21 protein-coding genes are annotated in these 24,268 nt (G+C 63.6%); 10 read left to right on the top strand and 11 right to left on the bottom strand.

Features of this window, described 5'->3' with window-relative positions; genetic code table 11:
- Positions 1 to 153 precede the first annotated feature (153 nt).
- Positions 154 to 1,344: an Mrp/NBP35 family ATP-binding protein gene (locus tag AC0L25_RS01655; RefSeq protein ID WP_473593915.1), complete on the bottom strand. Its 1,191-nt coding sequence runs from the start codon at positions 1,342 to 1,344 to the stop codon at positions 154 to 156.
- Between the two features lie 241 nt (positions 1,345 to 1,585).
- On the opposite strand from AC0L25_RS01655, the gene AC0L25_RS01650 reads away from it, so the two are divergent.
- Positions 1,586 to 1,963, top strand: a complete 378-nt coding sequence (locus tag AC0L25_RS01650; protein WP_473593914.1) for a VOC family protein — start codon at positions 1,586 to 1,588, stop codon at positions 1,961 to 1,963.
- Between the two features lie 42 nt (positions 1,964 to 2,005).
- Here the strand turns inward: AC0L25_RS01650 and AC0L25_RS01645 are convergent, their stop codons facing one another.
- Together AC0L25_RS01645 and AC0L25_RS01640 are read right to left on the bottom strand one after the other, a co-directional pair.
- Complete coding sequence (locus tag AC0L25_RS01645) at positions 2,006 to 3,010, bottom strand: anion permease (RefSeq protein WP_473593913.1); 1,005 nt, start codon at positions 3,008 to 3,010, stop codon at positions 2,006 to 2,008.
- A 3-nt stretch (positions 3,011 to 3,013) separates the two neighbouring features.
- A complete protein-coding gene (locus AC0L25_RS01640) occupies positions 3,014 to 3,655 on the bottom strand; it encodes a DUF47 family protein (RefSeq protein WP_473593912.1) in 642 nt (213 codons plus the stop codon).
- Positions 3,656 to 3,820: 165 nt separating this feature from the next.
- On the opposite strand from AC0L25_RS01640, the gene AC0L25_RS01635 reads away from it, so the two are divergent.
- The 6 genes from AC0L25_RS01635 (at position 3,821) to AC0L25_RS01610 (ending at position 10,938) form a co-directional block, all read left to right on the top strand.
- On the top strand, positions 3,821 to 4,720 hold the full coding sequence (locus AC0L25_RS01635; RefSeq protein WP_473593911.1) for a LysR family transcriptional regulator: 900 nt from the start codon (positions 3,821 to 3,823) through the stop codon (positions 4,718 to 4,720).
- A gap of 131 nt (positions 4,721 to 4,851) precedes the next feature.
- A complete protein-coding gene (locus tag AC0L25_RS01630) occupies positions 4,852 to 5,331 on the top strand; it encodes a formate dehydrogenase subunit gamma (protein WP_473593910.1) in 480 nt (159 codons plus the stop codon).
- Positions 5,328 to 6,887, top strand: coding sequence for a formate dehydrogenase beta subunit (locus AC0L25_RS01625; protein WP_473593909.1), 1,560 nt, complete (start codon positions 5,328 to 5,330; stop codon positions 6,885 to 6,887). The genes AC0L25_RS01630 and AC0L25_RS01625 overlap by 4 nt, the downstream gene beginning before the upstream one ends.
- A gap of 10 nt (positions 6,888 to 6,897) precedes the next feature.
- Positions 6,898 to 9,774: a formate dehydrogenase subunit alpha gene (fdhF, locus tag AC0L25_RS01620; protein ID WP_473593908.1), complete on the top strand. Its 2,877-nt coding sequence runs from the start codon at positions 6,898 to 6,900 to the stop codon at positions 9,772 to 9,774.
- A gap of 2 nt (positions 9,775 to 9,776) precedes the next feature.
- On the top strand, positions 9,777 to 10,607 hold the full coding sequence (gene fdhD, locus AC0L25_RS01615; protein WP_473593907.1) for a formate dehydrogenase accessory sulfurtransferase FdhD: 831 nt from the start codon (positions 9,777 to 9,779) through the stop codon (positions 10,605 to 10,607).
- Complete coding sequence (locus tag AC0L25_RS01610) at positions 10,597 to 10,938, top strand: formate dehydrogenase subunit delta (protein ID WP_473593906.1); 342 nt, start codon at positions 10,597 to 10,599, stop codon at positions 10,936 to 10,938. Before fdhD ends, AC0L25_RS01610 begins: the two co-directional genes overlap by 11 nt.
- 67 nt (positions 10,939 to 11,005) lie before the next feature.
- Here the strand turns inward: AC0L25_RS01610 and AC0L25_RS01605 are convergent, their stop codons facing one another.
- The 7 genes from AC0L25_RS01605 to AC0L25_RS01575 form a co-directional block, all read right to left on the bottom strand.
- Positions 11,006 to 12,433 carry a gamma-aminobutyraldehyde dehydrogenase gene (locus AC0L25_RS01605; protein WP_473593905.1) on the bottom strand — a complete coding sequence of 476 codons (1,428 nt, stop codon included), beginning with the start codon at positions 12,431 to 12,433 and terminating at the stop codon, positions 11,006 to 11,008.
- 29 nt (positions 12,434 to 12,462) lie between these two features.
- Positions 12,463 to 13,278 carry an ABC transporter permease gene (locus AC0L25_RS01600; RefSeq protein WP_473593904.1) on the bottom strand — a complete coding sequence of 272 codons (816 nt, stop codon included), beginning with the start codon at positions 13,276 to 13,278 and terminating at the stop codon, positions 12,463 to 12,465.
- Positions 13,268 to 14,233 (bottom strand): ABC transporter permease, encoded by a 966-nt coding sequence (locus AC0L25_RS01595; RefSeq protein WP_473593903.1) that lies wholly within the window; start codon positions 14,231 to 14,233, stop codon positions 13,268 to 13,270. Before AC0L25_RS01595 ends, AC0L25_RS01600 begins: the two co-directional genes overlap by 11 nt.
- Positions 14,234 to 14,483: 250 nt before the next feature.
- The gene (locus AC0L25_RS01590) at positions 14,484 to 15,482 is read right to left on the bottom strand and encodes an ABC transporter ATP-binding protein (RefSeq protein WP_473593902.1); all 999 of its coding nucleotides are present in this window, start codon (positions 15,480 to 15,482) and stop codon (positions 14,484 to 14,486) included.
- A gap of 194 nt (positions 15,483 to 15,676) precedes the next feature.
- Positions 15,677 to 16,828, bottom strand: a complete 1,152-nt coding sequence (locus tag AC0L25_RS01585) for an ABC transporter substrate-binding protein (RefSeq protein WP_473593901.1) — start codon at positions 16,826 to 16,828, stop codon at positions 15,677 to 15,679.
- Between the two features lie 126 nt (positions 16,829 to 16,954).
- The gene (locus tag AC0L25_RS01580) at positions 16,955 to 17,881 is read right to left on the bottom strand and encodes a LysR family transcriptional regulator (protein ID WP_473593900.1); all 927 of its coding nucleotides are present in this window, start codon (positions 17,879 to 17,881) and stop codon (positions 16,955 to 16,957) included.
- A 68-nt stretch (positions 17,882 to 17,949) separates the two neighbouring features.
- Positions 17,950 to 18,726: a DeoR/GlpR family DNA-binding transcription regulator gene (locus AC0L25_RS01575; protein WP_473593899.1), complete on the bottom strand. Its 777-nt coding sequence runs from the start codon at positions 18,724 to 18,726 to the stop codon at positions 17,950 to 17,952.
- A gap of 431 nt (positions 18,727 to 19,157) precedes the next feature.
- Here AC0L25_RS01575 and AC0L25_RS01570 point away from each other — a divergent pair, with 431 nt between their 5' ends.
- Complete coding sequence (locus AC0L25_RS01570; protein WP_473593898.1) at positions 19,158 to 20,042, top strand: phosphotransferase; 885 nt, start codon at positions 19,158 to 19,160, stop codon at positions 20,040 to 20,042.
- Entirely contained in the window at positions 20,039 to 22,492 is a 2,454-nt protein-coding gene (locus AC0L25_RS01565) for a GcvT family protein (protein ID WP_473593897.1), read from the top strand. Before AC0L25_RS01570 ends, AC0L25_RS01565 begins: the two co-directional genes overlap by 4 nt.
- Positions 22,493 to 22,498: 6 nt before the next feature.
- Here the strand turns inward: AC0L25_RS01565 and AC0L25_RS01560 are convergent, their stop codons facing one another.
- Positions 22,499 to 23,131, bottom strand: a complete 633-nt coding sequence (locus AC0L25_RS01560; RefSeq protein ID WP_473593896.1) for a class I SAM-dependent DNA methyltransferase — start codon at positions 23,129 to 23,131, stop codon at positions 22,499 to 22,501.
- Positions 23,132 to 23,278: 147 nt separating this feature from the next.
- Between AC0L25_RS01560 and AC0L25_RS01555 the strand changes: the two genes are divergently transcribed.
- Positions 23,279 to 24,181: a phosphotransferase gene (locus tag AC0L25_RS01555; RefSeq protein WP_473593895.1), complete on the top strand. Its 903-nt coding sequence runs from the start codon at positions 23,279 to 23,281 to the stop codon at positions 24,179 to 24,181.
- Positions 24,182 to 24,268: the final 87 nt, after the last annotated feature.

Genomic DNA, 24,268 nt, shown 5'->3' with positions numbered 1-24,268 from the left:
GGGGGGGGGGGGGGGGGGGGGGGGCCGGGGGGGCGGGGGGGGGGGGGGGCAACCGCGCCCCTAATTTTCTTTCTAAAGTGGTTGCGCCCGCTGCGGCCACCCCCCCCGCCGCGCTGCGGGGGGCACCCTCCCCTCAAGGGGGAGGGACATCCGCTACTCAAACACGATGCTCGGCACGCCGGCTTCGGCCGCGCCGCGTTCTTCGTTGACCCTGCCCCAGACGTTCGAGGCGATGTCGCGGTAGGTCTTCGCCTCGGCGCTATCGGGCTTCGAGACCACCACCGGCGTACCGGCATCGGAGCTTTCGCGGATGCCCATTTCGAGCGGCACTTCGCCGAGGAAGGTCACGCCGAGGCGCTCGGCCTCGCGGCGCGCGCCGCCATGGCCGAAGATGTCGTAGCGCTTGCCGGTGTCGGGGGCGAGGAAATAGCTCATATTTTCGACGATTCCCAACACCGGCACGTCGACCTTCCTGAACATGTTGAGGCCCTTTCGCGCATCGATCAAGGCCAGATCCTGCGGCGTCGAGACGATGACGGCGCCGGCCAGCGGCACCTGCTGGGCCATGGTCAGCTGCGCGTCGCCGGTGCCGGGCGGCATGTCGACGACGAGCACGTCGAGCGGACCCCACTCGACCTCGCGCAGCATTTGCGTCAATGCCGACATCACCATTGGCCCGCGCCAGATCATCGGCGTCTCCTCGTCGACGAGGAAGCCCATCGACATGACCTTCAGGCCGTAATTCTCCATCGGCCTCAGGACCTTGCCGTCGACGGTCTGCGGCCGGCCATGGATGTTGAGCAGCCGCGGCATGGACGGGCCGTAGATGTCGGCGTCGAGCACGCCGACCCTCAAGCCGTTGGCGGCGAGGCCAAGCGCGATGTTGACGGCAGTGGTCGACTTGCCGACGCCGCCCTTGCCCGAAGCGACAGCGATGATCGCCTCGATGCCGGGCACGCCGCGCTTGCCCTGCCCGTGCGAGGCTGGAGCATGCGGAGCCGGGCGTGGCGCTGCGGGTGCGGCCGGCGGGGCAGGCCTGGGGGCGGGCCTTTGCGGAACCGGAGCCTCCATGCCGCTCCCCTTCTTTTCCGCCGTCAGCGCAACCACGGCGCCGGCCACACCTGGGATCGCCTTGACGACACGCTCGGCGGCGGCACGCAGCGGCTCCATCTCCTGGGCCCGGGCAGCCGGCACGGTGATCGAAAAGAACACCTTGGCATCGGCAATGAAAATCTCGGAAACCATGCCGAGGTCGACGATGTTGCCGGTGAAGTCCGGTCCATTGACCGTCTTCAGACGCTCGATGACGATTTCCTTGGTGACGTTTTCCGGAACGGCGGGCATCAGCTTTTCCTCTGCTTTCCGCCTGAGATAATGCAGTTCCCGAACAGAACCAAGCGGCGGAACGACACGCACGGGGGCACGGCTTCAAAAAACTTGCGTCCGTTGTGGGTTTTGCAGGGGACAGGACGTCTTTAGGGAAGAAGCACGCCGATCGCACAGGCTGCGGTCGCCAGAAAACGAAGCCGCCCTATCTTGTTGCAGGGCTTCGGACGTGCTCGCCAGCAAGGAAAGGAGACCAATCATGCTCGCAAACAGCAACGCAACGGCCAATATCGCGGTGAAGGACCTGGCCAAGGCAAAGGCCTTCTATGAGGACGTTCTGGGCCTGACCGAGGTCCACAACGAGGGCGGCGAATTGATCGTCTACAAAAGCGGCGACACCAGCATCAATGTGTACCAATCGAAGTTCGCCGGCACCAACAAGGCAACAGCGGTGACCTGGATGGTCGGCGACGAGATCGACACCATCGTCAAGGCGCTGAAATCAAAGGGCGTTGTTTTCGAGCACTACGAGATGCCGGGCCTGAAGCTGGAAGGCGACATCCACGTCGGTCACGGCATGAAGGTCGCATGGTTCAAGGATCCTGACGGCAATATCCTGAATCTTGTGGACAGGTAGATTTCGCGCTGCCGCACAATTAGAGTTCAGGTGCCACTCACGTCACGGCGCCAGGCTGACCGCGAGGTAGGTGAGTGCCGAAATTGCGGCCGTGGCCGGCAGAGTGACAATCCAGGCTATGACGATGTTGCCGGCGATGCCCCAGCGCACAGCCGAGACGCGGCGGGCGGCGCCGACGCCGATAATGGCGCCGGTGATCGTATGCGTCGTCGACACCGGAATGCCGAGCCAGGTGGCGGCGAACAGGGTGATCGCGCCGCCGGTCTCAGCGCAGAACCCTTGCATCGGATTCAGCCGGGTGATCTTCGAGCCCATGGTGTGGACGATGCGCCAGCCGCCGAACAGCGTGCCCAGCGCCAGCGCCGCCTGGCAAGTGATGACGACCCATAGCGGCACGTAAAAATTCTCTCCGAGCATGCCTTGCGAATAGAGCAGCACGGCGATGATGCCCATGGTTTTCTGTGCGTCGTTGCCGCCATGGCCGAGCGAATAGAGCGAGGCGGAAACGAACTGCATGACGCGGAACGTGTTGTCCACAGCGAACGGTGTCTGGCGCACGAACGCCCAGGAAACCGTAAGGATCAGGACAAGCGCCAGCAGAAATCCGGTCGCGGGCGACAGGACGATGGCCGCAATGGTCTTGCCGAGCCCGGTCCAGACGATGGCGCCGCCGCCTGCCTTTGCAACGCCGGCGCCGACCAGTCCGCCGATCAGCGCATGCGAGCTGCTGGAGGGGATGCCGACGAGCCAGGTGACGATGTTCCAGACAATGGCACCGACAAGGGCGGCGAAGATCACCCCAGGGGTGACGATGCTGGCGTCGATAATGCCCGTTCCCAGCGTCTCGGCAACATGAAGACCGAAGAACAGGAAGGCGATGAAATTGAAGAAGGCCGCCCACAGCACCGCATAGTGCGGCCTCAGCACACGCGTGGAGACGATGGTGGCGATGGAGTTGGCGGCATCGTGCAGGCCGTTGAGAAAATCGAAGAACAGCGCAACGGCGATGAGCCCGACCAGCACGGGAAAGGCGATGACGGCATCCATTGACTAAACGTTCTCGATGACGATGCCGCTGATCTCGTTGGCGACGTCCTCGAAGCGGTCGACCACTTTTTCCAGCTCGCCATAGATCTCGCTGCCGATCAGGTAGGCCATCGGATCGCTGCGGCCGTGCCTCTTGAACAGGTCCTTCAGACCCTGCTCGTGCAGGTCGTCGGCCCGGCCTTCCGCGCGCATGACCTCTTCGGCGATCGCGTTGAGGCGCACGCCGTGGGCACCGATATTGCTGAGCAATGGGATGGCCTCGGCGACCAGCTTGGCAGCAACAACGATGACGCCGCCCATTTCCTGCATCAGCGGGTCGAATTCCTTCTTCTCGAACAGCTTCACCGTCTTGACGGTCTTGTGCATCGTGTCGATGGCGTCATCCATCGACTGGATCAGGTCCTTGATGTCGCCGCGATCGAAAGGCGTGATGAACGAGCGCCGCACGGAAAGCAGGACTTCAGCGGTGATGTGATCGGCCTGGTCTTCAAGATCGATGATCTTCTGGCACCAGCGATCGATGTCCTTGCCCTGGAGGAGTTGCTCGAGCGCCTCGGCGCCATCGACCACCGTACGGGAGTGCTGCTCGAAGAGATCGAAGAAGCGATCTTCGCGCGGCAGCAGCTTGCGGAACCAGCCCAGCATGTTCGATCTCCCGTGCCCCACGACCTCGCCTCATCCACATAGCGCCGCATGCCGCTGCGGGAAATAGTAAGCCGGCTGAAACATGTGGATGCTGCCGATGCACATGCAGCTTGCGGCGGAACGCAATTTCCCCGACCTTGGCACTAGACGCACCGGACAGATGGCATGATCGACAAGCTGGAATTTTTCATTGCGCTGGCCAGGGAAGAGCATTTCGGCCGGGCGGCGGAGGTGTGCGGCGTCACCCAGCCGACGCTTTCGGCCGGCATCAAGCAGCTGGAGGGCCAGCTCGGCGTTATGCTGGTTCTGCGCGGCTCGCGCTTCCAGGGGCTGACGCCGGAGGGCGAACAGGTGCTGGCGTGGGCTCGCCGCATCGTCGGCGATACCCGCACCATGCGCGAGGAGATGCGGGCGGCGCGTCACGGCCTTTCGGGGCGCATCCGCATCGCCGCCATCCCGACTGCGCTGGCCATGGTGGCGCGGCTGACGACACCTTTTCGGACGAAACATCCCGGCGTCACCTTCTCGGTGCTGTCGCGCACCTCGATCGAGGTGCTGTCGCTGCTCGGCAATTTCGACATCGACGCCGGCATCACCTATCTCGACAACGAGCCGCTGGGGCGGGTGACCAGCGTGCCGCTCTATGACGAGCGCTATCAACTGATCACCGCGATCGGAAACCCCTATTCCGACCGCGACAAAGTGACATGGGCGGAGCTCAGCCAGCTGCCGCTCTGCCTGTTGACGCCGGATATGCAGAACCGCCGCATCATCGACCAGCATTTGGCCGAAGCCGGCACGCAGGTGCGGCCGACACTCGAATCCAATTCGATGATCGTGCTGTTCTCGCATATCCATACCGGCAAATGGTCGTCGATCATGCCGCTCAACCTCTCGGAAACATTCGGCTTTTCCGAGCCGATCCGGGCCATTCCGATTGTCGAGCCGGACGCCAGCCACAGCGTCGGGCTGGTGGCGACGCTGCGCGAGCCGCACACCCCGCTGGTCTCGGCGCTGCTGGACGAGGCGATGGCGCTGGCAGACGATTTCCGCGCCCGCCACTAAGCTAGAGATTGCAGGCTGAACGGCATCGATAGAAGATTTCTATCGAACAACGGATCAGCTTTATTGATTCAGCGGGTTTCATTCGATTTCCTAAGCACTTAGCGGATTACTACGACCAGGGAGGGCGCTGCATGATCATGCAGCCTGCAAGTACCGAGATCGCGTCGCGCACGGCGGCGATCGTCCAGGAGCTGAAGGGCCTTGAAGGGCCGCTGCTGCCGATCCTGCACGGCATCCAGGAAGAGTTCGGCCATGTGCCACAGGACGCGCTGCCGGTGATCGCCGAAGCGCTGAACATCTCCAAGGCGGAGGTGCATGGCGTCGTCACCTTTTATCATGACTACCGCAGCCACCCGGCCGGGCGGCATGTGCTGAAGCTTTGCCAGGCGGAAGCCTGCCAGTCGATGGGCTCGGACGCCATTGCCGCCAAGCTCAAGCAATTGCTGGGCATCGGCTTCCACGAGACGGCCCGCGACGGTTCAGTGACGCTGGAGCCGGTCTATTGCCTCGGCCTTTGCGCCTGCGCGCCATCGGCAATGCTGGACGGCGAGGTGATCGGCCGGCTCGATGACGAAAAGCTCGACGAGATCGTTGCCGAGGTGCGCTCATGATCCCGCGTATCTACATCCCCGGCGATTCCGGCGCGCTGGCGCTCGGTGCGGAAAAGGTCGCCAAGGCGATTGAGAAGGAATTGGCCGATCGCGGCATCGAGGCCAAGATCGTGCGCAATGGTTCGCGCGGGGCCTATTTCCTCGAGCCTATGGTCGAGGTGGCGACAACGGACAACGGCCGCGTCGCCTACGGGCCGGTAAGGCCCTCCGACGTCAAAAGCCTGTTCGACAGCGGCCTTCTCACCGGCGGCTATCACAAGCGCTGGCTGGGCGCACCCGACAAGATCCCGTTCCTGGCAAAGCAGACGCGGCTGACCTTCGCGCGCTGCGGCGTCATCAATCCGCTGTCGCTCGATCACTACAAGGCGCATGGCGGGCTGAAGGGCCTGCAGAACGCCGTGGCCATGGCGCCGGCCGAAATCGTCAAGCAAGTCACCGAGTCGGGCCTGCGCGGTCGCGGCGGCGCCGGCTTCCCAACCGGCATCAAATGGAAGACGGTGCTCGATACGACGGCCGACAAAAAGTACATCGTCTGCAATGCCGACGAGGGCGACAGCGCCACCTTCGCCGATCGCATGATCATGGAGGGCGACCCCTTCGTGCTGATCGAAGGCATGGCGATCGCCGGTGTCGCCACCGGCGCGACCAAGGGTTTTGTCTATATCCGCTCGGAATATCCGCATGCGGTGGCGATGATGCAAAAGGCTGTCGAGGTCGCCCGCAAAGCCGGCCTGCTCGGCGTCAACGTGCTGGGCTCGCCCAACGCCTTCGACATGGAAATCCGTGTTGGCGCCGGCGCTTATGTCTGCGGCGAGGAAACCTCGCTGCTCAACAGCCTCGAAGGCAAGCGCGGCGTAGTTCGCGCCAAGCCGCCACTGCCGGCCATCCAGGGCCTGTTCGGCAAGCCGACGGTGATCAACAACGTCATCTCGCTGGCCTCGGTGCCTGTCATCATGGACAAGGGTGCTGCCTTCTACAAGGATTTCGGCATGGGCCGATCGCGCGGCACCATTCCGATCCAGATCGCCGGCAATGTCAGATATGGCGGCCTGTTCGAGGCGGCGTTCGGCATGACGCTTGGCGAGATCGTCGACGACATCGGCGGCGGCACGGCGACGGGACGGCCGGTCAAGGCGGTGCAGGTCGGCGGGCCGCTTGGCGCCTATTTTCCCCGCGCGTTGTTCGACACGCCATTCGACTACGAGGCTTTCGCCGCCAAGGACGGGCTGATCGGCCATGCCGGCATCACGGTGTTCGACGACACAGCCGACATGCTGAAACAGGCACGCTTCGCCATGGAGTTCTGCGCCATCGAGAGTTGCGGCAAGTGCACGCCCTGCCGCATCGGCTCGACGCGCGGCGTCGAGACAATTGACAAGATCGCCAGGGGTATCGAGCCGGAAAAGCAGATTGAGCTGGTCACCGACCTCTGCAACACGATGAAGTATGGTTCGCTCTGCGCGCTGGGTGGCTTCACGCCCTATCCGGTGATGAGCGCAATCAACCACTTCCGCGAAGATTTCAAGCCGGCGCCAGTCGCCGAAGCAGCAGAATAGGAGTCTCGCCATGGGTCTCGTTCAGGAAATCGATTACGGCACACCGGCCTCAACCTCCGAGAAGCAGGTGACGCTGACGGTCGATGGCTTCACCGTCACCGTGCCGGAAGGTACCTCGATCATGCGCGCTTCGATGGAGGCCGGCATTGCCATCCCGAAGCTTTGCGCCACCGACATGGTCGATGCCTTCGGCTCCTGCCGGCTCTGCCTGGTCGAGATCGACGGCCGCAACGGCACGCCTTCTTCCTGCACGACGCCGGTGGCGCCGGGCATGATCGTGCATACGCAAACCGGAAGGCTGAAGGACATCCGCCGCGGCGTGATGGAACTGTACATCTCCGACCATCCGCTCGACTGCCTGACCTGTGCGGCCAATGGCGACTGCGAATTGCAGACGCAGGCCGGCGTCGTCGGCCTGCGCGACGTGCGCTACGGTTATGAGGGCGACAACCACGTTTTCAAGAAGAACGACGGTGCAGAAAACTTCAAATGGATGGCGAACGACGAGTCCAACCCGTACTTCACCTATGATCCGTCGAAATGCATCGTCTGCTCGCGCTGCGTGCGCGCCTGCGAGGAGGTGCAAGGCACCTTCGCGCTGACCATCGAGGGCCGCGGCTTCGAAAGTCGCGTATCGCCCGGGATGCATCAGCTTTTCATCGACAGCGAATGCGTGTCCTGCGGCGCCTGCGTGCAGGCCTGTCCGACGGCGACGCTTTCCGAGAAATCGGTGATCAAGATCGGCCAGCCGGAGCATTCGGTGGTCACCACCTGCGCCTATTGCGGCGTCGGCTGCTCGTTCAAGGCCGAAATGCGCGGCGACGAGCTGGTGCGCATGGTGCCCTACAAGGACGGCAAGGCCAACCGTGGCCACAGCTGCGTCAAGGGCCGTTTTGCCTACGGCTATTCGACCCACAAGGAGCGCATTCTCAATCCGATGATCCGCGAAAAGGTCACCGACCCGTGGCGTGAAGTGTCGTGGGAAGAAGCACTCACTTACACCGCCAACGAGTTCCGCCGCATCCAATACCAGTATGGACGCACCTCGATCGGCGGCATCACCTCGTCTCGCTGCACGAATGAGGAAACCTATCTGGTGCAGAAGCTGATCCGCCAGGGTTTCCGCAACAACAATGTCGATACCTGCGCCCGCGTCTGCCATTCGCCGACCGGCTATGGCCTTGGCCAGACATTCGGCACTTCGGCAGGCACCCAGGATTTCGATTCGATCGAGCAGACTGATGTGGTGATGATCATCGGTGCCAATCCGACCGACGCACATCCGGTCTTTGCGTCGCGCATGAAGAAGCGGTTGCGCAAGGGCGCCAAGCTGATCGTGCTCGACCCGCGCCGCACCGACATCGTGCGCTCGGCTCACATCGAGGCACAGCATCATCTGCCGCTGAAGCCCGGCACCAATGTCGCCGTGGTCACCGCGCTTGCCCATGTCATCGTCACCGAAGGCCTGTTCGATGAAGCCTTCATCCGCGAGCGCTGCGACTGGGATGAGTTCCAGGACTGGGCATCGTTCGTGGCGCTGCCGGAAAACAGCCCGGAAGTGGTCGGCCAGCTTGCCAATGTCGATCCCGAAGAAATCCGTGGCGCCGCACGGCTGTTTGCCACCGGCGGCAATGGCGCGATCTATTACGGCCTCGGCGTGACCGAGCACAGCCAGGGCTCGACGACCGTCATCGCCATCGCCAACCTCGCCATGGCGACCGGCAATATCGGCCGGCCAGGCGTCGGCGTGAATCCGCTGCGCGGCCAGAACAATGTCCAGGGCTCCTGCGACATGGGTTCGTTCCCGCATGAGTTGCCCGGCTATCGCCACGTCTCAGGCGATGCGGTGCGCGACATCTATGAGAGCCTTTGGGGCGTCAAGCTCGACGACGAGCCCGGCCTGCGCATTCCCAACATGCTGGACGCCGCCGTCGACGGCTCGTTCAAGGGCCTCTATGTGCAGGGCGAGGATATCCTGCAGTCCGATCCCGACACCAAGCATGTCGCCGCAGGCCTTGCCGCGATGGAATGTGTCGTCGTCCACGATCTCTTCCTCAACGAGACCGCCAACTACGCGCATGTCTTCCTGCCCGGCTCGACTTTCCTCGAGAAGGACGGCACTTTCACCAATGCCGAGCGCCGCATCAATCGCGTGCGCAAGGTGATGGCGCCGAAGAACGGGCTGGCCGACTGGGAAGTGACGCAGAAGCTCGCACAGACGATGGGGCTTGACTGGAATTACCAGCATCCGTCGGAAATCATGGACGAGATCGCCAAGACGACTCCGAGCTTCGCCAAGGTCTCCTTTGACTATCTGGACAAGATGGGCTCGGTGCAGTGGCCGTGCAACGAGCAGGCGCCGGAAGGCACGCCGATCATGCATATCAGCGGCTTCGTGCGCGGCAAGGGCAAGTTCATCCGCACTGAATATGTCGCGACCGACGAGAGGACGGGACCGCGCTTCCCGCTGCTGCTGACCACCGGCCGCATCCTGTCGCAGTACAATGTCGGCGCGCAGACGAGGCGTACCGACAATATCATGTGGCACAGCGAGGACCGGCTCGAGATCCACCCGCATGATGCCGAAAACCGCGGCCTGCGCGACGGCGACTGGGTCCGCCTGACCAGCCGCTCCGGCGAAACGACGCTGCGCGCGCTGATCACCGACAAGGTGTCGCCTGGTGTGGTCTATACGACGTTCCACCACCCCGACACGCAGGCCAACGTCATCACCACCGACTTCTCCGACTGGGCGACCAACTGCCCGGAATACAAGGTGACGGCGGTGCAGGTCGGCGCGTCCAACGGACCGTCGGAATGGCAGCGCGACTATGACGAGCAGGCCCGCAACAGCCGTCGCATCGCGACGCTGGAGGCAGCGGAGTAACGTTGGGCGCGCGCCGCAAAGCCACGACCCAGATCACGCGGCTGGCGCACCGCGCCGGCGGCACTGCGGCCGCCAACCGGATGGTGCCGGAAGAGACGCCGGTGGCGTTCTCCTTTGCCGGCACCACTCACGCGGTGATGATGGCAAGTCCGGCCGATTTCGAGGATTTCGCGCTCGGCTTCTCGCTGACCGAAGGCATCATCGCCGACGGCCGGGAAATCGAGGCGATCGAAGTCGAGGATCACGGCGCCGGCATCGACATCCAGATCAGGCTGAAGGACCAGGCCAATACGCGCTTCGAGGCGCGGCGCCGGCGGCTGGCGGGCCCGGTCGGCTGCGGGCTGTGCGGCATCGAGTCGATCGAGGAGGCGATGCGCTCGGTCGAGGCGGTTGGTTCGTCAAGACTTACACTTGACACCGACGACATCGTCCGTTCGGTCAGGCTTTTGTCGAAAGCGCAGCCGCTTCATGCCGAGACCGGTGCGGTCCATGCCGCCGGTTTTTATATCCCAGGCAAGGGCATCGTCATGGCGCGCGAGGATGTCGGCCGCCACAATGCGCTCGACAAGCTCGCCGGGGCGCTCGCCAAAGCCGGCATCGATGGCACCTTGGGTGCCGTCGTCGTGACATCGCGCGTTTCGGTCGAGATGGTGCAGAAGACGGCGGCGATCGGCGCTGCGTTCATCATTGCCGTTTCGGCGCCGACCGCGCTTGCCATCCGTACCGCCGGGGACGCCGGCATGACGCTGGTGGCTTTGGTGCGCGGCGATGATTTCGATATTTTCACCCACCCCGAGCGGGTGGCTTCCGGAGTTGCCAAGCATGTCGCATGACGAAGGCCACATCATGAGCACCAGCGAAAAGCTGGTCCGCATGGCCAACCAGATTGCCGCCTTTTTTCACTCCAAGCCGCGCGAGGAAGGCATTGCCGGCGTCGCCGAGCACATCAACAAGTTCTGGGAGCCGAGGATGCGGCGGCAATTGTTCGAAATGCTAGACAATGGTGGCGAAGGCTTCAACGGGCTCGTCGTGGCCGCCTCGGCAAGGATCAAGCGGCCGGCCGCACCTGAAGCAGCGGGCTTAGGCGCCGATGCCGGGGGCGTCGTTCCAGGCGGCAAGGGGCCTGGGGCCGGTGAGTCGAACATCGCCGCTTCGCAGAAGTAGGCCCGGTGCTGCCCCTCATCCGGCCCTTCGGGCCACCTTCTCCCGTCAACAATGGGGAGAAGGGAGACTACCCATGCGCCACCATCACATGGCGGACGGCGGTGTAGTCTTCCAAGGCGTAGAGCGACATGTCCTTGCCGTAGCCGGACTGTTTCAGCCCGCCATGCGGCATCTCGTTGGTCAGCATGAAGTGGGTGTTGATCCAGGTGCAGCCATACTGAAGCCGGGCTGCCGTCGCCATGGCGCGCGAAACGTCTTTCGTCCATACCGAGGATGCCAAGCCGTAGTCGGAATCATTGGCCCAGTTCACCGCCTCGTCGACCTCGGAAAAGCGGGTGACGGAGACGACCGGGCCGAACACTTCGCGGCGTACGATCTCGTCTTCCTGCAGAGCACCGGCGACGACGGTCGGCTGGTAGAAGAAGCCGGAGCCCTCGCCCGGCTTGCCGCCGGTGGTGATCTCGATGTGCTTCAGCTCCGAGGCGCGTTCGACAAAGCTCGAGACGCGGTCGCGCTGGCGACGTGAGATGAGCGGCCCGATCTCGTTCTCGGTGTCGTCGGGGCGGTTGTATTTGATGGTCGAGACGGCGGAGGAAAGGTCGGCGACGAGCTTGTCGTAGATCTTCTTGCCGGCATAGATGCGGCAGGCGGCAGTGCAGTCCTGGCCGGCATTGTAGTAGCCGAAAGCGCGCAGGCCATTGATCACCGCGCCGAGGTCGGCATCGTCGAAGACGATGACCGGCGCCTTGCCGCCGAGTTCGAGATGCGTGCGCTTGACCGATTTGGCGGCGGCTTGCAGCACCTTCTTGCCGGTGGCGACATCGCCGGTGATCGAAATCATGTTGACTTTCGGGTGGTTGATCAGCGTGTTGCCGACACTGTCGCCGCGGCCGAGCACGACATTGACGACACCTTCCGGCAGGATTTCAGCGAGGATCTTCGCCAGCTTCAATGCCGTCAGCGGCGTCTGCTCCGACGGCTTGAAGACGACGGTATTGCCGCCGGCAATCGCCGGCGCCAGCTTCCAGGCCATCATCATCAACGGATAGTTCCACGGCGCGATCGAGGCGACGACACCGATGGCATCGCGGCGGACCATCGAAGTGTGACCGGGGATGTACTCGCCGGCGACCTGGCCGGGCATCGAGCGGACAGCGCCGGCAAAGAAGCGGTAGCAGTCGACGATCGCCGGAATCTCGTCGTTGAGCACGGCGTTGATCGGCTTGCCGCAATTGAGCGCCTCGAGGGCGGCGAAATCTTGTGCCGCGGCCTCGATACGATCGGCGATCTTCAGGAGATAACCGGAGCGCTGCGCCGGCGTGGTGCGCGACCAGGTGACGAAAGCCTTTTCGGCCGACAGCACCGCGGCCTCGATCTGCGCCTGGCTGGCTTCAGGCAGGTTGAGGATAGTCGCCCCGGTCTTCGGATTGAGGATTGGCTCCTCGGTTTCGGTGCCCTTCTCGAATTTCGAGCCGATCAGCATCTTTGTGTCCATGGAAATCTCTCCCTTATGGATGCTTGACGTCATTTGCCCGAACCGGCGACTTGGTCGCCGTCGCGGGTCAGGTAATACGCGACGAGTATGGGCAGCAGCGTCACCAGCACGACGACCATGGCCACGACATTGGTGACCGGGCGCTGGCGCGGACGGATCAGCTCCTCCAGCATCCAGATCGGCAGCGTCTGCTGCTGGCCGGCGGTGAAGGTGGTGACGATGACCTCGTCGAACGACAGCGCGAAGGCGAGCATGCCGCCGGCGAGCAGGGCGGTGGCGATGTTGGGCAGCACGACATGGCGGAAGGTCTGGAAGCCGTCGGCGCCGAGGTCCATCGACGCTTCGATCATCGAGCCGGAAGTGCGGCGGAAGCGGGCGACGGCATTGTTGTAAACGACGACGACGCAGAAGGTGGCGTGGCCGAGCACGATCGTCCAGAACGAGAACGGGATCTCGGCCAGCGAAAAGGCTGAACGCAGCGCGATGCCGGTGATGATGCCGGGCAGTGCGATCGGCAGGATGACCAGCAGCGAGATGGTTTCGCGGCCAAAGAAGCGTGTTCGCGACACGGCCGCCGCGCAGAGCGTGCCGAGGACCAGGGCGACGGCGGTCGAGATGGCGGCGACACGGACCGACAGCGACAGCGCTTCCCACACGTCCGGGCGGTTCCAGGTGACGACGAACCACTGCGTCGTCAGCCCCGGCGGCGGCCAGACGAAGCTCCTTTCCTCGGTCGTGAAGGCATAGACGAAGATCAGCAAGATTGGCAGATGCAGGAACAGCAGGCCGGCGGTGGCGGCGATCTTAAGGCCAAGAGGAGCGGATGGTGAGCCATCAGAGCGCATCGAAGGCCCCCATGCGCTTGGCGCCCCAGAGGTAGAAGCCCATGATGACGATCGGCACCACGGTGAAGGCGGCGGCGAGCGGAATATTGCCGGCGGTGCCTTGCTGCGAATAGACGGCCTGGCCGATGAACAGCCGTGAAGTGCCGATGATCTGCGGGATGATGTAATCGCCCAGCGTCAGCGAGAAGGTGAAAATCGAGCCGGCGACGATGCCCGGCAGCGCCAGCGGGAACAGCACGTTGCGGAAGGTCTGGCCGGGCGAGGCGCCGAGATCGGACGAGGCCTCGACCAGATTGCCCGGCACGCGCTCGAGCGCCGCCTGCACCGGCAAGATCATGAAGGGCAGCCAGACATAGACGAAGACGATGAAGGTGCCGGTTGACGATACCGACAGAGAATTGCCGCCGACGACCGGCAGCGACAGCCAGCCATCGAGCAGCCATAGCACATGCAGCTTGGCGAGCAGCCAGGTCAGGATGCCTTCCTTGGCGAGGATGAGCTTCCAGGCGTAGATCTTCACCAGATAGCTCGACCACAGCGGCAGCATGATGCCGAGATAGAACAGCGCCTTCCAGCGGCCGCGCGCATAGCGCGCCGCGTAATAGGCGATGGGAAAGGCGATGATCGCCGAGGCGAACGTGACAAGGGCCGCCATCGTCACCGTGCGCAGGATGATGTCGAGATTGGCGGCCTGCAGCAGGTCGCCATAGGTCTTCAGTGTGAACTGCCGGTTTATGAGGCCGGAGAATTCGTCGATCGAGAAAAAACTCTGCAAGAGCAGCGCGAACAGCGAGCCGATATAGACGATGCCGAGCCACAGCACCGGCGGCAGCAGCATGAGCAGGAGCAGGAGTTGCGGCCGGCGCCAGAACAGGTCCGACAGGGCGCCGCGCAGGCCGCCGCTTCCCGACAGGATGGCGGGCGCGGGTTTGGAGTTGAGCGCTGCGATTGTCATGACACCGCTCTGTCTTGGCGGAGAATATATGCGAGGCCGCGTTCCTTCGCGCCCCCCTCTGTCCTGCCGGACATCTCCCCCACGAGGGGGGAGATCGGATGTCGCGACTGCTTTCGCCAATCACCAACGTTGCAAAAGATGCGCCACTGGCGAAGCTGCCGATCTCCCCCCAAGTGGGGGAGATGTCCGGCAGGACAGAGGGGGGCGCCGTAGAGCGCCTTGTTCAGCTCATTAGCTATCCTCACCTTCATTACCCCGGCTCGTCCATCAAATGCAGGTGCTCGCGGTTGAAGGTAAGTACGACCGCCTCGCCTTCCCTGGGCAATTTCGCACCGGCCGGCACAATCGCGTGCAATCTCAAGCCATCGGCGTCGAGCGCCAGTCTTGTCGTGGCGCCGAGATAATTGGTCGAGACGAGACGGGCGGCAACGCCGTCGCCCTTGGTCGCTCGGCCGATGCGAATGGATTCAGGGCGCAGGCTGCCCCAGCGATGCTGGCCGGAATAACGCTGGACGAAGTCCGGCGGCAGCACATTGGACGAGCCGACGAAATCGGCGACGAAGCGGGTCTTCGGGCGCTGGTAGATATCCTCCGGCGTGCCGATCTGCATGATCATGCCGTCGTTGAAGACGGCGACGCGATCGGCCATCGAAAGGGCCTCGCCCTGGTCGTGGGTGACGAAGACAAAGGTGATGCCGAGCGCCTTCTGCAGCGATTTCAGCTCTTCCTGCATGTTTTCGCGCAGCTTGAGGTCGAGCGCGCCGAGCGGCTCGTCGAGCAGAAGCACCTTGGGCTGATTGACCAGCGCACGGGCGAGCGCGACGCGCTGGCGCTGGCCACCGGAGAGCTGGCTCGGGCGGCGAGCGCCGTAGCCGGGAAGCCGCACCAGCGACAGCGCCTCCTCCGCCGCCTTCTGCCGCTCGGACTTGCCGACGCCCCTGACCATCAGCCCGTAGGCGACATTATCGAGCACGTTCAGATGCGGGAACAGCGCGTAGTCCTGGAAGACGGTGTTGACGTTGCGGCGATATGGCGGGACGCCTTCGGCGCGTTCGCCGAAAATGGAGATCGAGCCCGATGTCGGCTGCTCGAAGCCGGCGATCAGGCGCAGGCAGGTCGTCTTGCCGGAACCCGAAGGTCCAAGCATGGCGAAAAACTCGCCCGGCACGATGTCGAGATCGACCATGTCGACGGCGCGCACGCTGCCGAAATGGCGCGAGACTTCTTGGAAGGAAACGGCTGGGGTCATGGGCTGTCCTGATCTGCCAGGCTCATCAATTCAGGCGACAGCGCTGCCCCTCATCCGCCTGCCGGCACCTTCTCCCCGTATAGGGACGGGGAGAAGGGCTAGCCGCAACGCTGGCGATCCCCCTCTCCCCGTTCTTCACGGGGAGAGGGTAAGGGTGAGGGGCAGCGCCAACTTTCCAGCAATGCGAAACGAACTCACCGTCCGCCGATGACGCCGATATAGTCCGATACCCAGCGATAGTAAGGCACGCACTGGTCCTGGGTGGCGCACTTCGACACCGGCGTCTTCCAGAACTTGATCTTTTCGAAATTCTCGTAGCCGTTGGTCTTGCAGCCTTCGTCACCGAGCAGTTCGTTGCCCTTGCAGGCAGCCGGCACCACCGGCAGTGAGCCGAACCAGGCGGAGACATCGCCCTGCACTTTAGGCGACAGCGAGTGCTCCATCCACATATAGGCGCAGTTCGGGTGGGCTGCGTCGGCCGCCAGCATGGTCGTGTCGGCCCAGCCGGTGACGCCTTCCTGGGGAATGGTCGAAGCGACCGGCTTCTTGGCGGCAATCAGCGTGTTGACCTGGTAGGGCCATGAACCGGAGGCAACGACGCCTTCGTTCTGGAAGTCATCGACCTGGATGGCAGCGTCATGCCAGTAGCGGCCGACCAGCGTGCGCTGAACGCGCAGCAGATCGAGCGCGGCCTTGTACTGATCCTCCGTCAGCTCGTAGGGATCCTTGATGCCGAGCTCCGGCTTGTGAAACATCAGATAGTTGGCAGCATCGGCGATGTGGATCGGCCCGTCATAAGCCTGGACGCGGCCCTTGTTCGACTTGCCGTCGGGCAAGGTCATCTCCTCGAAGACGACGTTCCAGCTCTTCGGCGCTTCCTTGAACACCTCGGTGTTGTACATCAGCACATTCGGCCCCCACTGGTAAGGGACGCCGTAGTGGGCGCCGCCAACCGTAAACCACGGCGCTTCCTTGAGCCGGTCGTCGACCGTGTTCCAGCTCGGAATGAGATCAGTGTTGATCGGCTGGACCCGCTTGCCGGCGACGAGGCGCAGCGAAGCGTCGCCCGAGGCCGTAACGAGGTCGAAGCCGCCTTCATTCATCAGCGCGACCATCTCGTCGGAGGTGTTGGCGGTCTTGATGTTGACCTTGCAGCCTGCGTCCTTCTCGAAAGACGTGACCCAGTCGTAGCTCTTGTCGGTTTCGCCGCGTTCGATGTAACCGGGCCAGGCGACAATGTTGACCTGGCCTTCGCCCTTGCCGAGTTCCTTGACCTGGGCGATCGCCTGGCCGGAAAAGGCCAGCGCGACCGTTAATGCAGTGCACGACTTCAGGAATGAGTTCATCGTCGATCTCCCGTCTGAGGGGGCCGCACTCTCGCGGCGGCTTGTTCCCTGATTATCAAGGTGCTTTGAAATTTCCGGTTTCGCAAATTCATTTGTCAGAAAGGCGATATCGGTTTTTCCTATGGATTAGCGGCCGTTCTTGTCCGGCCGCTGACGGACCATGCGCTGCGATTGTGCAAGCCCGATGAAGTCGCGCGCGGCCTGCGGCAGGCCGGAGCCGCGCCGCCAGACCGTGCCGACCTGGACAACCGGCAACGAGCCCGAGATATCGCGCGATTCGATGCGGTCACCTTCGAGCGACCATGGCCGGTAGACGAGGTCGGGCAGCAGCGCCACGCCGGCGCCGGTAGCGACGAGGCTGCGCACCGCTTCGACCGAGCGGGTGCGGAAGGCGACATGCGGCTTGGCGCCGATCGCCGCCAGCAGCTTTCCGGTATTCTCCTCGATCTCGTCGACGGTCAGCATGATCAGCGGCTCCGAGGCGATGTCGCCAATGCCGATGATGTCGGCGCCGGACAGCGGATGGCCAAGCGGCAACCACAGCCGGTAGGCCGAGACTTCGAGGATTTCGGACTGCAGGGCGGTGCGGTCGCGCAGGTTCGAGGTGACCATGACGGCGATGTCGAGCTTGCCGCCGATCAGCAGATGTTCGAGGTAGTCGCCATTATCCTCGATGGCCGAGATCTCGACGCCCGGATAGGCGCGGCGATAGCGGGCGAGAAGGTCCGACAGCACATAGCCGGCGACCAGTGAAGTGACACCGAGCTGCAGCCGGCCGCCCGCCGCCGCTTGCTCGCCGAAGAAGGCGCGGCGCGCATCGGAAACGTCGGCAAGGATCTTTGTCGCGTGGCGCAGGAACTGATGGCCCTTGTGGGTGATGTTGAGGCCGCGCGGATGGCGCTCGAACAGTTCGACGCCGAGATCGCCTTCGAGCTCCTTGATCGCCTCGGTGACCGACGATTGCGAGATCGACAGATTCTGCGCAGCACCCGACACCGTGCCTTGCTCGGCGACGGCGATGAAGAACTGCAATTGGCGGATGGTGAAGGCCATCGCCGGACTAAACACCGGTATGATAAGGAAGAAAAGCCACCGATCTCCGGCTCTCCGCTCTAGCCAGGTCATCTCCCGCTTTCGCCACCGGCAATGCTGAGCCGCGCGCCCGCTTGCCCAAGCGCGGCGGCGATGGCGCGCGGCGGCGGCCGATCGGTGACGAGTTCGGAAAAACCGTCGAGGCCGCAGACCTGGACCAGGCCCTGGCGGCCGAACTTGGTGTGGTCGGTGATGACGAGCGAGCGCTGGCCGCGCGACAGCACCATGCGGGCGAATTCCGCCTCTTCCAGATCATAGTCCATGACGCCCGTGACGGCGTCGACCGCGCCGGTGGAGATCACCGCATGGTTGACAGAAAAGCGGCTGACGAATTCGATGGCCGAGACGCCGAAGGCGGCGCCTGAATCGCTGCGCAATTCGCCGCCGGCCATGTAGACCTTGTTGCCGTTGACGGTGGCCAGCGTGCGGGCGATGTCCGAGGAGTTGGTGACCACCGTCAGCCGCCGGTGGCCGAGCAGTTCGCGGGCCAGGAAAGACGTGGTGGTGCCGGTGTCGAGCATGACCGATTCGCCGTCGCGGATGGTGGCGGCAACCATGCGGGCGATGGCGCGCTTGGCATCGGCATTCTCGCGCATGCGCCGCTCGAACGGCGCCTCGCCGGCCATCGACGGCAGGCCGACCGCGCCATGCATCTTCAGGATCGAACCGTCACTGGTCAGCGGCTTGACGTCGCGGCGCACGGTTTCCAGCGAAACACCCAGCCGATCGGCCAGGCTGGCGATGGTGACGGTGCCCTCCTCCTGCAAGAGACGCAGGATCTCGCCGTGCCGCTTCGAATGGATCATCGGGTTCGCCCAGTCGGATTGTTGCGCTGCTGACCGGTTCTAAGGCAAATCGGCCACAGTTCACAAGGAATCCTAAAGGTTTCGGGCAAGAAGACAGAAAAAGCCACAAGTTTTCGTTGACAAGCCGGATCACATGGCGTGACACTGGCTCGTGACAGGCTTCGGAACTGCCACGGGAGAACGATGGCAGAGCCGCACCAAAATTCGCTTGCCCGAACGTCTGGGAAATCGTCCGGCGCAAGGGAAAAGGATTTTTTCGAATCCGCGGGGGCGGATGCCGGCGTCGAAGAACCCGGCACAGGGGCTCGTCGGTGCGGTGCGGGATACCGATCCTGGCATCCCGCACCGACGAGATCTTCGCATTGCTCCCTCCTGCCGGCCGCCATCTCGCCCGCGGCGTCTTGAACCCCGCCCAACGAGGGATTGAACCTGTGACCGCCGAGGACCGCATCCGCGCCCTGCCCTGCTGGACCGGCAGCATCGAGATCGCGCCGCTGCCGGGCGGCCTGAGCAACGCCAACTATCTGGTCAAGGACGCGGCCGGTCCGCATGTCGTGCGCTTCGGCCAGGACTTTCCGTTCCATCACGTCTTTCGCGAGCGCGAGGTGATGACCACCCGTGCGGCACACGCCGCCGGCTTCGCGCCGGCGGTTCTTTATTCCGAGCCCGGCATCTTGGTGACGGAATTTCTCGGCGCGAAGACGTATGTCGCGGAAGACGTACGCGCCAATATCGGCCGCGTCGCCGCCCTGATGCGCGGCTTCCATCGGGAGATGCCCAATCATGTCTCCGGCGCCGGTTTTATGTTCTGGGTGTTCCATGTCATCCGCGACTATGCGCGCACGCTGGAGGAAGCCGGCAGCCGCATGCGAAGCGAGTTGCCGCGGCTGCTGACGCTTGCGGACGAGCTCGAACGGGCGCAGAAACTGCTGCCGATCGTCTTTGGCCACAACGATCTTTTGCCGGCTAATATTCTCGACGACGGCCACCGGCTGTGGCTGATCGATTTTGAATATGCCGGCTTCAACACGGCGATGTTCGACCTCGCCGGCGTCGCCTCGAACGCCAGCATGAACGACGAGGAGTCCTTCGCCTTCCTGACCGCCTATTTCATGAAGGAGCCGGACGAGGCGATCCGCCGCTCGCATGCGGCCATGCAATGCGCATCGCTGCTGCGCGAGGCGATGTGGAGCATGGTTTCCGAACTTTATCTCGACGCGCCCGGCATCGACTACGTCGCCTATACCGACGAAAACCTGACGCGGCTCGATGCCGCGCTGGAAAACTACCGAACGAAATACGGACAGAAATCATGACATTGCCCGCCCACGCCGAGATCGTCGTCATCGGCGGCGGCATCATCGGCTGTTCGACGGCCTATCATCTGGCGCGTGACCACAAGGCCGATGTCGTGCTTTTGGAACAGGGCAAGCTGACTTCGGGCTCCACATGGCATGCGGCGGGACTGGTCGGCCAGTTGCGCTCGTCGGCCTCTATCACCCGCGTGCTCAAATATTCCGTCGATCTCTACAAGGGGCTGGAAGCCGAAACCGGGCTGGCCACCGGCTGGAAGATGACCGGGTGCCTCAGGCTCGCCACCAATGCCGACCGCTGGATCGAGTACAAGAGGCTGGCGACGACGGCGAAAAGCTTCGGCATGGATATGCAGTTGCTGTCCCCGGCCGAGGTCAAGACAATGTGGCCGCTGCTGGAGGCCGGCGATCTGGTCGGCGCCAACTGGCTGCCGACCGACGGGCAGGCAAGCCCTTCCGACATCACGCAATCGCTGGCCAAAGGCGCGCGCATGCATGGCGGCAAACTGTTCGAGGATGTCCGCGTTACCGGCTTCAACATGAAGGATGGCCGCATCACCGCGGTAAAGACCAACAGGGGCGATATCGCCTGCGACAAGGTGGTGAACTGTGCCGGCCAATGGGCGCGGCAGGTGGGGGCGCTAGCCGGCATCAACGTGCCGCTGCAGCCGGTCAAGCACCAGTACATCGTCACCGAAAAGATCGATGGGTTGGCGTCCGATGCGCCGACGATCCGCGACCCCGACTGCCGCATCTATTTCAAGGAGGAGGTCGGCGGGCTGGTGATGGGCGGCTATGAGCCGAACCCGCAAGCCTGGACGACCGACCTTCCCGGCGGCGATGTCCCTGATGACTGGGAGTTCCGGCTGTTCGACGACGACTACGATCATTTCGAGCAGCATATGAACCAGGCGATCACGCGGGTTCCGGCGCTCGAAACCGTCGGCGTCAAGCAGATGATCAACGGGCCGGAGAGCTTCACGCCGGACGGCAATTTCATTCTCGGCGTGGCGCCCGAATGCGCCAACATGTTCGTCGGCGCCGGCTTCAACGCTTTCGGCATCGCGGCGGGCGGCGGCGCCGGCTGGGTGCTGGCGCAATGGGTGGTCGACGGCGAGGCGCCACTCGACCTGTGGGTGGTCGATATCAGACGCTTTTCCGACCTGCACCGCGACCGGCAATGGGTTCGCGACCGCACGCTGGAAGCCTATGGCAAGCACTACACGATCGGCTTCCCGCATGAGGAGTATGTCACGGGCCGGCCACGGATCGTGTCGCCGCTCTATGAACGGCTGCAAATGCACCGCGCCGTGTTCGGCTCCAAACTCGGTTGGGAGCGGCCGAACTGGTTTGCGCCCGAAGGCGTCGAGCCGAAGGACATCTATTCGATGGGCCGGCAGAACTGGTTTTCGCCGGTCGGCGACGAGCACCGGCACGTGCGCGAGCACGTCGGCATCTTCGACCAGTCGTCCTTCGCCAAATATGAGCTGGCCGGTGCGGACGCCCTAAGGTCGCTCGACTGGATCTGCGCCAACGATGTCGCCAAGCCGGTCGGCCGGCTGACCTACACGCAGCTTCTGAACACGCGCGGCGGTATCGAGGCCGATCTGACCGTGGCGCGGCTCGGCGAAGAACGATTCTACGTCGTCACTGGCACCGGTTTTAGGACGCATGATTTCTCGTGGATCGGCGACCATGTTGGCAAGGAGCTTGACGTGACGCTCACAGATGTCACCGAGGATTTCGGCACGCTGTCGCTGATGGGGCCGCGCGCCCGCGACGTGCTGGCTGCGGTGACCGATGCGGACGTGTCGAACACCGCGTTCCCGTTCGGACATGTGCGGGAAATCTCCATCGCCGGCCACATAGTTCGGGCGCTGCGCGTCACCTATGTCGGCGAGCTCGGCTGGGAGCTGCATGTGCCGATCGCGGCGACGGGCGAAATCTTCGACGCGCTGATGGCGGCGGGTGAGAAGCACGGCATTCGCCCGGTCGGCTACCGGGCGCTGGAATCGCTGCGGTTGGAAAAAGGCTACCGCGCCTGGGGTTCCGACATCACGCCCAACGACACGCCGCAGGAGGCCGGCCTCGGCTGGGCGGTGAAGCTTCGCAAGAATACCGATTTTCTCGGGCGGCGGGCGCTGGAAGAGATCAGCGGCGCCGCGCTGAAAAAACGCTTTGCCGGCTTCACGGTCGACGATTGCGAGATCGTGCTGCTCGGGCGCGAGACGATCCTGCGCAACAACGAGCCGGTCGGCTACCTGACCAGCGGCGGCTATGGCTACACGGTCGGCAAGAATATCGGCTATGGTTACGTGCGCAACGCCGATGGCGTCAGCGACGATTTCCTCGCCTCCGGCGACTACGAGCTGGTGGTGGCGATGGAGCGCACGCCGGCAAAAATCCATCTCGAGCCACTCTACGACCCGGCGGGAGCAAGAATCAGAGCCTAGTCTAGATCAACTCACACGCAGAACGAGGCCGCGGCTCGGCACGGTGTCCGCCTCGCCCGGCATGGAGACATAGGGCGACGTCTCTTCGGCACGCGTGACCACGCCCTTCGCCTCGAGGTCGACGATCCGCGCGGCAAAACCGGCGTCCCACAGTGTATTCTTGACCGTCAGCACGATTATCCCGCCCGGCCGGCAGATGCGGATCAGTTCGTCCAGGCCCTCTGCGCCGACATGGCCCGAGGTGAAGACGCCGCCCGATATGATGCCGGCATAGGCGTCATCCGCGAAAGGCAGCGGCCCGCCGAGCGCCAGGCAGTGAAGCGCCGAATAGACGCCCTTGCGCGCTGCCTGGGCCAGCATCCCCTCCGAAATGTCGAGCGCCTCGACCTGCGGATAACCGGCGATCTTCAGCCACTCACCGATGAGCCCGGTACCGGCGCCGGCATCGAGGAGCGGTGCCGCGCCGCGCGGCAGATGGCGGGTAAGCAGGGCGAGGCAGATGGTCGGATGGCGATAACCGGCCGCCGACATGTCGGCGTCGTAAGTGTCGGACCAGCTGTCGTAGAGCGCCGCTACTTCCTCAGGCCGCTTCGCCGCATAGGCTGCGGCGAGCGCGCCCTCGTTTTTCCTGTCCGCCATCGCAGTCCCGTCCGCAAAATCAAAGTGCTGCAGCGTCCTTGTGCGTCCGACAGGAACGCACGGCGCTGGAATCGCCGATGATAGCCAAACGGCGAAATTTGTGGAACCGTCGTCGCCACAAATAAAGACGCAAAGAGGGCGGAAGCGATGGTGGACGAGGAAGCACGCGCGGCGCTTGCAGCCATTCCGGTGCTGGCCGGCTACGAGGGACCGCTGGAGCGGCTTGGTGGTCTTACCAACCTCGTCTTCAGGGCTGGAGATGTCTGCCTGCGGATCCCCGGCAAAGGCACAGAGGAGTATATCAATCGAGCCAACGAGGCGGTGGCAGCACGGGAAGCCGCCAAGGCCGGCGTCAGCCCCGAGCTGCTGCATGTCGACGGCGAGACAGGCGTGATGGTGACGCGTTTCGTCGTTGGAGCCGAGACGATGTCGCCGGAAAAGTTCAAGACAAGGCACGGCAGTCCGGCGCGCGCCGGCAAGGCCTTCCGTAAGCTGCACGGTTCCGGCGCGGTGTTTCCCTTCCGCTTCGAGCTTTTTGCGATGATCGACGACTATCTGAAGGTGTTGTCGACCAAGGATGTCGCCCTGCCTGCCGGTTACCACGACGTCGTGCGTGAGGCGGAAACCGTGCGCTCGGCGCTTGCCGCGCATCCCCTGCCTCTTGTCGCCTGCCACTGCGATCCGCTGTGCGAAAACTTTCTCGATACGGGCGACAGGATGTGGATCGTCGATTGGGAATATTCCGGCATGAACGATCCGCTCTGGGATCTCGGCGACCTCAGCGTCGAAGGACAGTTTGATACGGCGCAGGAGGACGAAATGATGGGCGCCTATTTCGGTGGCGAGCCGACGCCGGCCGAGCGCGGCCGCATCGTCATCTACAAGGCGATGTGCGATCTCTTGTGGACGCTGTGGGGGCTGATCCAGCTTGCCAACAGCAATCCGGCCGACGATTTCCACGCCTATGCCGACGGCCGCTTCGCGCGCTGCAAGGCGCTGATGGAGACAGCCGACTTCTCAAGGCATCTGGCGGCATTGCGCGTGGGTTAGGCGCCAGAAATCTGGGCTTTAAAGCACGCCACGTGATGGGATTCACGTGGTGTGCTTTAACTCTTTGTTTTTATGCATGTCGTTGCC

The organism is Mesorhizobium sp. WSM4813 (genome assembly GCF_055811555.1).
Note: the sequence above shows the minus strand (reverse complement) of the source record. Positions and strands in the feature narration are given on the sequence as shown.